This is a genomic window from Microvirga yunnanensis (genome assembly GCF_025460875.1).
Map to the genome: position 1 here is coordinate 1 of NZ_JAMXFI010000204.1, position 7,058 is coordinate 7,058.

The window sequence follows — 7,058 nt, forward strand, 5'->3', positions numbered from 1 at the left end:
CGCCAGCATGGGTGATCTTAGCGATGGCGGCTATATCGGACAGGCGGAGGATCGGATTGGCTGGCGTCTCAACGTGGACGAGCTTGGTGTTTGACCGCATTGCCGCAGCCACAGCCTCAAGGTTCGACGCGTCGACGGCTGTGACGGCGATGCCGTGCTTGGGCAGAATATCATGGGCAAGCTCTGCAACACCTGCGTAACAGACATTGGACAGAACCAGGTGATCACCGCTGCTCAGGCGATCCAGAAACAGGGCGCTGATTGCCGCCATGCCGCTGGTAAAGCTGAGGGCCGCCTCGCCACCTTCGAGTGCAGCCAAGCGAGTTTCCAGCAGCGCGAGGGTCGGATTGCTCCAGCGCGTGTAGAAATGAGGCGCAGCTTCGTTCAGATCATTGGCTGAGAAACCCACCGCGTCTGGATGAGTGAAGAAGCTGGTTGCCATCACCGGAGGGGACGATGCCGGCAATCCGACCTCCCGAGGCCCCGCTCCGGCATGAAGGGTCAGGGTTGCGTCATGGCTCACCGACGTCTGATCATTCATTCGGCTGCTCCTCCGTAGTGTTCCTTATCTGCTTCGGTAGCACTCGTGCCAGCAGGGTGGCAAACGGCGGCAGAACACAGGCGCCGCGTTGAACCAACCTGCGCAGGCGTGGGCACAGGGCTGAAATTCTGAGCTCTAGTATTGGCTTAGGACGGTGAACGCCCCGCAGAGGCAATCTCTTTCCTAGACGACAAGCTGAGCAGGAACTCAGTTGTAGGTTTACTTTTATAACCAAAACGAGCCGGCCTCCGATTGCCGCGCCCTCCAGAACTGGGTCCGCGAGCTGCAGCGGCTTTTGGGTAAGACGACGCTTGAGGCCGAGGTACTCAGAGTGTCGTTCACCCTGTGAATTCATTGAGTCCCGACAAACTAAGGAAGCCATGTTCTCTCTGTAAGACAACAACACTCGGCAGCTGCCTTCGATTGGGAGCATGTGCCCACCTTTGGGCAGATTTTCTCTATACCAGTCCGCTCTCGTCTTGAGTTGGTCATGTCCCGCGTCTGTCGGGGTGCCATGGGAGCGATACTGAAAAATCATCCGGAGCTGGGCTGTGCAGGGCCATTGGTGAATGCGGTTCGGACGATCCTGGACAGTGGCTCCTGCTTTGAGGAGTAATACTGGGATACGAGAGATCGTCCTCGTGATGGCAACATCGCACCGCAGGTAATCTCCGTGATGGTTCTGAAGGGACGACCATGCCCGGCCGGCGGAAGCCAGATATCCGTGTCTGCGATCTTGCGAGCTGGCTGGCTGGCCCCGCCCGCGTGAGCCTCACGCCAGTCGAGATCGTGGCGCAGACCTGCGAGGGGCTGGTGCATGCTGGCATTCCGCTCTGGCGGGTGCGGCTCGGGCAGCGGCTGGCCAATCCTCTCATCGGGGCGTGGGGGATCACTTGGGTGCGTGGGGCTGACGCCCAGGAGTATATCGTTCCCCGCAGCATGCTGGCGACGAGTTCCTATGCCGGCAGCCCTTTCGAGCACGTGATCAAAACCCGTACCCGCTTTCAGCGCTCCCTGAAGCACTTGGACCCAGCCAAGGATCATCCGGTGTTGTTCGAACTGGCCGCAGCTGGCAGCACCGACTACCCTGCCCTTCCCTACATCTACGGTGACGGCTCGGTGCAAGGGGCCGCATTCACCACAGACGCCGTCAGTGGCTTCAGTCCAGAGGATGTCACTTTTATTCAGGAGCTCAGCCCATTCTTGGCCGCAGCGTTAGAGCCAGCTGCCATGCGACGCTCGACCGAGAGCCTGCTGCGGACTTACCTCGGCGATGGTCCGGCCAGACGCATCGCGGCAGGTGCCATCCGCCGCGGCGATCAGGTGGAGATCGAAGCGGCCGTGCTGCTCACGGACCTGCGGGGGTACACGGCGCTTGCGGAGCAACTGGCGCCCGACCAGCTTTTGGAACGCCCCGATCAGTATCTGGAGGTCATCGTCGAGGCCGTTCGCTCCGAGCGGGGTGACGTTCTGAAGTTCATCGGCGACGGCGTGCTGTCGATCTTTCCTGTCGAAGCTGGTGGACGAGAGGAGGCCTGTGCTCGCGCACGCTGTGCCCTGGAGGCAGCCCTGAGGAAGGCCGCTCACCTGAGTGATCTGCACTTTGTCGGCTGTCTGCACATTGGCCCTGTCACGTATGGTAATATCGGAAGCGCCGATCGCCTGGACTTCACGGTGGTTGGCCCCACAGTCAACCTCATCAGCCGATTGGAAGCGGTCGCCAAGAGCATGAGACAGGTTGCTGTGTGCTCGCGAGAGATGGCAGCGTACTTTCCTGCTGACACAATACAACCTCTCGGCAGTTTCGTCCTAGAAGGTATTCCGAACAAGCAGATGATCTTCGCTCTGGTGCCACCTTATGCGGAAGCCAAGGAATGATCGTCTCGTCTGTCCGTGCATGATATGAGCTGCCGGTAGTCGGTACCCATTTTGCGGTCTCGCCGCCGCTTGCCCGCGCATGTCGGCCTACGCTCTTCGGAGTTCATGGTGTCGTGTAATCAGTTCTGCCCCTTGCTCATTTCTGATCACGTACAGGAGCATGCCATCCTCTGTGACCGGAAGAACGCGCACTACTTCACACAGACGTCCAGTCCCCTGGCGCGGACGAGCTGACCAACCACGAAGGCAGATTGCATCGCGCTCTCCACATCGAACCGGACCGCCGACATAGCTCCCGCACCAACAAGCCTAGATTGTTATTGGGCGACTTGATGAACGCGTCAGAAATGATGAAACGGTCCGCGTCTCTGCCGATCTGGACGATCGAGTTCCCGGATGCGGAACTCCAGTTCATGCAGGTCTGCGGCTGATGCGAGATGCGCCGCGTCGCGCTCTTCATCCGTGGGCTCAAGCTGATGGCGGATCCAAGTCAGATGCCGTCCGATGACTAAGGGCGAAGACGGCCGCTTAAGCGAGGCGAGTTTGCAAAGCGTGTACAAGACCATGTCATGGCTCCTCTGATGCGTCTGGAGCCCTCTGGCGCTTCCCCTGCAGGCTACTTGGTGTGGTACGTTCTTTCTTGTGCGTGCGCTCTTGCTTCGGATGTCTTGAACGATAGCAAACCGACGTGAAGGTTCGGTTACGAGGAGGCTCAGGTGGCGCGGGGACTGCGCCGTTTGACGACCACAATCTCGGGCTGCCGTTCTCGGACCAATCCCGGTCGACTCTGCCTGGTCTGAGCCCGCACCATCAGCACGCGACCTCGGACTTCCTCTTCCGGTAGACCGATCAATTGTGCCGCGATGGCAACTTGGCTCTCGACCCGGTCCGTCAGGCCCTGTGCAGCCGCGATGGCCTCATCGAGACCAGGAGGATCATAGCGTGTCCGACGCTGGCCCCACGCGGCAGGAATGCTTTTCTTGTCACCCATGACCCGTCTCCCCGGCACCTGACAAGCTAACGAGCGCGCGCGCAATTTGTGCGATGCACAATTGTCGCAGCCGACGGCTGATGGAATTGCGGGTGAAGGAGCGGCGGCAGACGTGCACATAGGGTAGGCGGACGCACCTTTCTCCCGGCAAAGTCGGGAGGCCCGTGCAGGGTCCGAAGAGGGCGTTGCTCACGACTCGTGCGCAAGTAAGCTCAACTTGACACGACAGGACAAGCGAGAGTCGTGGCATCCTTCGCATACACATTGTTTACCATGGCTACGGCAAGATGCGTGTACCGGGCGCGTGGCGTATCAGCCCGAACAGAGGCTCCGGTGCCGTTGGTCAATGGCGCGGGGGTGGTTGGAGGGCTTCCCCTCCGCTGACGCCCTGGCTGAGGGTTTTTAAGACAGCACCCCTGGCCAGGGCGCCTTGATGCATCCGGCTCGTTAGACAATCCAAAACAGAACAGGGGCTGGCCAACGGGAGAGAGTGCCATGGCCCGCTACTATTTTGATGTCCAGAACCTAAAGTCGCCTGTACGCGATGACGAGGGGGCCGAGTTCGACAGCCTCGAGGCGGCCGTGCAGGCGGCGGCCCGCTCGGCGGCTGAGATTGGGACAAGCCGCTTGGCACGAGGCGATATCAGTGATGTTGTCATCGAGGTGCGGGACGAGCAGAACCAGCGGGTCTGTACGGTGACCGCGTCAATGCGGATTGACCGGCACGGCCCATCCCATCAGGGGCCGCATTCCTGGAGCGCGTAAGTCACGCGAGACCCTCGACAAAGAGAAGCGCCCCGCGTGAGCAGAGGCGCTGAGTTCCAGAGGGAGAAGTCAGCCCCCAGCCCTCCACTCCTGGACCCATTGAGAATGCCTCAAGGGCTGCACGGTGGCTGTACCCGGGAAGACACACGGACGCGCATCCCGCGATTGACCAAAGCTGGCTGTGCCTTGCTCGGAAGCCATCGGAGCGAAATGAGATGGATGAGACGTTCGATCAGGGGCGCTGCTGGTCAGTTCTCTCACGCACTTTTCTCAGAACCGACCTGACGTATTCCTGAACCAGAGGTGCCGCCAGGCCAAGTTCGCGCGCCATCGTGTCGATGCCGGCTCCCTCGCTCAGGCGCCGCAACACGTTGGCTTCCACGGTGGAGAACCGGCAGACCTCCGGATCGGGCAATCTGATGAGGGTTCCCGTCATGCTCGGCTGTCCAGGAGTGCCGCCAGTTCCCTGACGTAGTTCTCCCGCCGCCCCAGGTGTCTGGCCTTGAGCATCGCCAGAGCCCGATCCTTTACATTGCTGTCGGGCAGAGTTCTGCGCAGGGTCTCGCGCTCCCGCTCGTACTCGTCATCAATCTCCCGCAGAATGGACCGCAAGGATCGCACCAGGGGATGATCCTCACCCGATGCGACGAAGCCTGCGCTGCTCTGGCTGCCGATCAAACGGCTCTCGGGCTGGTCGCTCACCTCCGGCCTCCATGACTACTGTCCTGCAGATTGGATGGTGGCAGGAATATAGGTGGCATGTCTGTCGGCAAGACGACACATCAGGGCCATTTAGGCCGGCTTGATCGATGTTTCGGCACAAAGCCAAGCGGATGAGCACGACCTGCTGCAGGAAGCAGCGCTGCATCAGAATGTCACCAGTACCCTGCACTCATGACGGCTCCTGTCCATAGGGCGGACGCGGAATGCTCTTGTGGGCGGCGCGCAAGGCCGCCGACCAGCGCTCGCTCAAGTCATGGAAGTAAGGCTCACCCGGCTCGACCCGGTGGACCACTTCATCAGCAGAACCAGAGCGGCCAGGATCGGAAGCAGCAGGATCAACAAAACCAGGGCCGGAATCCGCAGGGATCGGACCGGGACCGAGATCAAACCCAACGCTGACCGCTTATAGTGAACTCGGCACGGGTGAGCCGCGCCTGTTAGAACGAGACTGTTCAGCCGTTATCCCAACGCTGCTCTTCCGCGCTAGCGGCGGGGCTCCCGAGCGTCTAGGCACAGTTCTTGCTTAGCCGAAGGGGCTCTTTTGTTCTGAGGCCAGCATGCTGAACTTTCTCCGCCCATGGCTTGAAACCCTGAACGAGGTCGAGCGCTATCTCAGGCAGCAAGGCTACGTTGTCATCTATGGTGGAATGACATCCATCATCGTGCCGATCGACTCAAGCGAGCGAACGCCACAGCCGCCTGGCAAGCCCCTTCGGTTGTGGGGAGCGGCTCCAGCGGCGTTTGGGATCTGATCAGAACCCCCGTCCTGTTTTGCCATGCGAGAAATCCACTGTATCGACGGCAACGCGGATCGCTCCATCCGCGCGATGGCGCGCTCCCGGCTCAGGACTTTAGCTCCGTCGTTCCCTCCCCTGCTTTGGCCTCGCCGGATGCCCCGGTCTCCAGTGCGTGAACTCGGGCCTCGACCCACGCGCTCATCTTGTCGACGAACTCCATGGCGTAACCCCTCAGCCCCTCATCTGCCTCATAGGTCTGCGGGAAAGCTTGCCGCACCTTCTCGACTTCATCCAGGATAAAGGCGGAGCGTTGACCAGGAGGCAAGCTGACGGCCCGCTCGGCAATCGTGGTCACGATCTTCTCGATCCGCGCGGCTTGCTGTTCTCGATTCATCGTCGCCTCTCACCCCGGTGCTGCCGATCCTGCTAAGCGCCTCCGGCTTGGCCGATAGCCCCTCTCAGGTTCTCCAATGCTGCTTCAAGTTTCAGGTCTGGCACATAGGCCTTTAGGAGAAAGCTGATTGGCGCTTCTGTCCTTGCCTCCCTCAGATTCAGGTTAGGATCTGCTTTTGGGATCGAGAGCCGTCAGGGTTTGAGAATAATGGAGAGCCCGTGATCATCCCTCAACTGGAAAGCCGCCATGTTGGGCGGCGATAACGGCCAGATGGGCAGGCCGGGATCCAAAGCGTGATGTCATTTCCTTGGCACGCACCCGACCTGGCTGATGGGTCGAGCCACCCATCGCTGGAGCATTTCGCTTTCGGGGCTACTCCTGAAAGCAGACAGGGCGCGGTTTGGGACCAAAGATTCACCCCTCTTGCTCAGTTGCGGATGTGCGCAGACCACTTAGCCTATCAGACGTGGCTTATGTAGGTGCCCTACGGGAGTTACGGCGCTCCGGCTGAGAGTTAAAGCGAACCTCTCTCGGCTGGAGCGTTTGCTTTTGGGCTCGACTGGGCCGAGCAGTGCCCCATCCCGCCCCGCTCGTCGCGGGCGGTTTGTGTCGGTTGGCCATCACCTCAACCTCACCCAAGCTGTCCGTCGACGACAGATCGCGAGGTGAATGGGGTTCGAGTTCCAAGCGGATTTCAGGTGGGCCTGAGAAGGCCGTCGATGACTGCCTATAGGGCTGCTGCCTGATCGGCATTGGTCCTTGAGCTTTGCGAGCATCGGCGCTGTCAGCGTAGCGCCGAGTGAGCCTCTGCTGAGGACCTTGCCATTCATCGATGACCGTCATAGTGCGGAATGTATAGGCGAAAGCCTACTCTTTAGTCACTGGAAGATTACAATTGAACCTGCAGCGAACTGGCTAAGCAACAACAGAGACAGCTATACACTTCACGCTGGATTATGTTAGTGACCGAGGTATCAATGGTTCAAAAGGCCAGCCGTGGCGAAGTTGAATTCGTTCAAACGGTAAAGG

At 60.1% G+C, this 7,058-nt stretch carries 9 protein-coding genes and 1 pseudogene; 3 read left to right on the forward strand and 7 right to left on the reverse strand.

Features of this window, described 5'->3' with window-relative positions:
* Positions 1–541 (reverse strand): PLP-dependent transferase (locus NF876_RS42975; RefSeq protein WP_262273698.1); only part of this gene is annotated, 541 nt, incomplete at its 3' end.
* A gap of 696 nt (positions 542–1,237) precedes the next feature.
* On the opposite strand from NF876_RS42975, the gene NF876_RS42980 reads away from it, so the two are divergent.
* Positions 1,238–2,419: an adenylate/guanylate cyclase domain-containing protein gene (locus NF876_RS42980; RefSeq protein ID WP_262265821.1), complete on the forward strand. Its 1,182-nt coding sequence runs from the start codon at positions 1,238–1,240 to the stop codon at positions 2,417–2,419.
* A gap of 341 nt (positions 2,420–2,760) precedes the next feature.
* On the opposite strand, the gene NF876_RS42985 is transcribed toward NF876_RS42980, so the two are convergent.
* Together NF876_RS42985 and NF876_RS42990 are read right to left on the reverse strand one after the other, a co-directional pair.
* Positions 2,761–2,985: a DUF3563 family protein gene (locus NF876_RS42985; RefSeq protein WP_262265822.1), complete on the reverse strand. Its 225-nt coding sequence runs from the start codon at positions 2,983–2,985 to the stop codon at positions 2,761–2,763.
* A 146-nt stretch (positions 2,986–3,131) separates the two neighbouring features.
* Entirely contained in the window at positions 3,132–3,410 is a 279-nt protein-coding gene (locus NF876_RS42990; RefSeq protein WP_262265823.1) for a hypothetical protein, read from the reverse strand.
* Positions 3,411–3,905: 495 nt separating this feature from the next.
* On the opposite strand from NF876_RS42990, the gene NF876_RS42995 reads away from it, so the two are divergent.
* Complete coding sequence (locus tag NF876_RS42995; protein ID WP_262265824.1) at positions 3,906–4,175, forward strand: DUF6894 family protein; 270 nt, start codon at positions 3,906–3,908, stop codon at positions 4,173–4,175.
* 232 nt (positions 4,176–4,407) lie between these two features.
* On the opposite strand, the gene NF876_RS43000 is transcribed toward NF876_RS42995, so the two are convergent.
* The 3 genes and pseudogenes from NF876_RS43000 to NF876_RS43010 all read right to left on the reverse strand — a co-directional run.
* Positions 4,408–4,611, reverse strand: coding sequence for a helix-turn-helix domain-containing protein (locus NF876_RS43000; RefSeq protein WP_262265825.1), 204 nt, complete (start codon positions 4,609–4,611; stop codon positions 4,408–4,410).
* Positions 4,608–4,877: a hypothetical protein gene (locus tag NF876_RS43005; protein ID WP_262265826.1), complete on the reverse strand. Its 270-nt coding sequence runs from the start codon at positions 4,875–4,877 to the stop codon at positions 4,608–4,610. Before NF876_RS43005 ends, NF876_RS43000 begins: the two co-directional genes overlap by 4 nt.
* A 190-nt stretch (positions 4,878–5,067) precedes the next feature.
* Positions 5,068–5,196, reverse strand: a pseudogene (locus tag NF876_RS43010) (peptidase); the annotation flags it as partial.
* A 259-nt stretch (positions 5,197–5,455) separates the two neighbouring features.
* Here NF876_RS43010 and NF876_RS43015 point away from each other — a divergent pair.
* Positions 5,456–5,650: a hypothetical protein gene (locus NF876_RS43015; RefSeq protein WP_262265827.1), complete on the forward strand. Its 195-nt coding sequence runs from the start codon at positions 5,456–5,458 to the stop codon at positions 5,648–5,650.
* Between the two features lie 91 nt (positions 5,651–5,741).
* On the opposite strand, the gene NF876_RS43020 is transcribed toward NF876_RS43015, so the two are convergent.
* Positions 5,742–6,029, reverse strand: coding sequence for a hypothetical protein (locus tag NF876_RS43020; protein WP_262265828.1), 288 nt, complete (start codon positions 6,027–6,029; stop codon positions 5,742–5,744).
* Positions 6,030–7,058 lie beyond the last annotated feature (1,029 nt).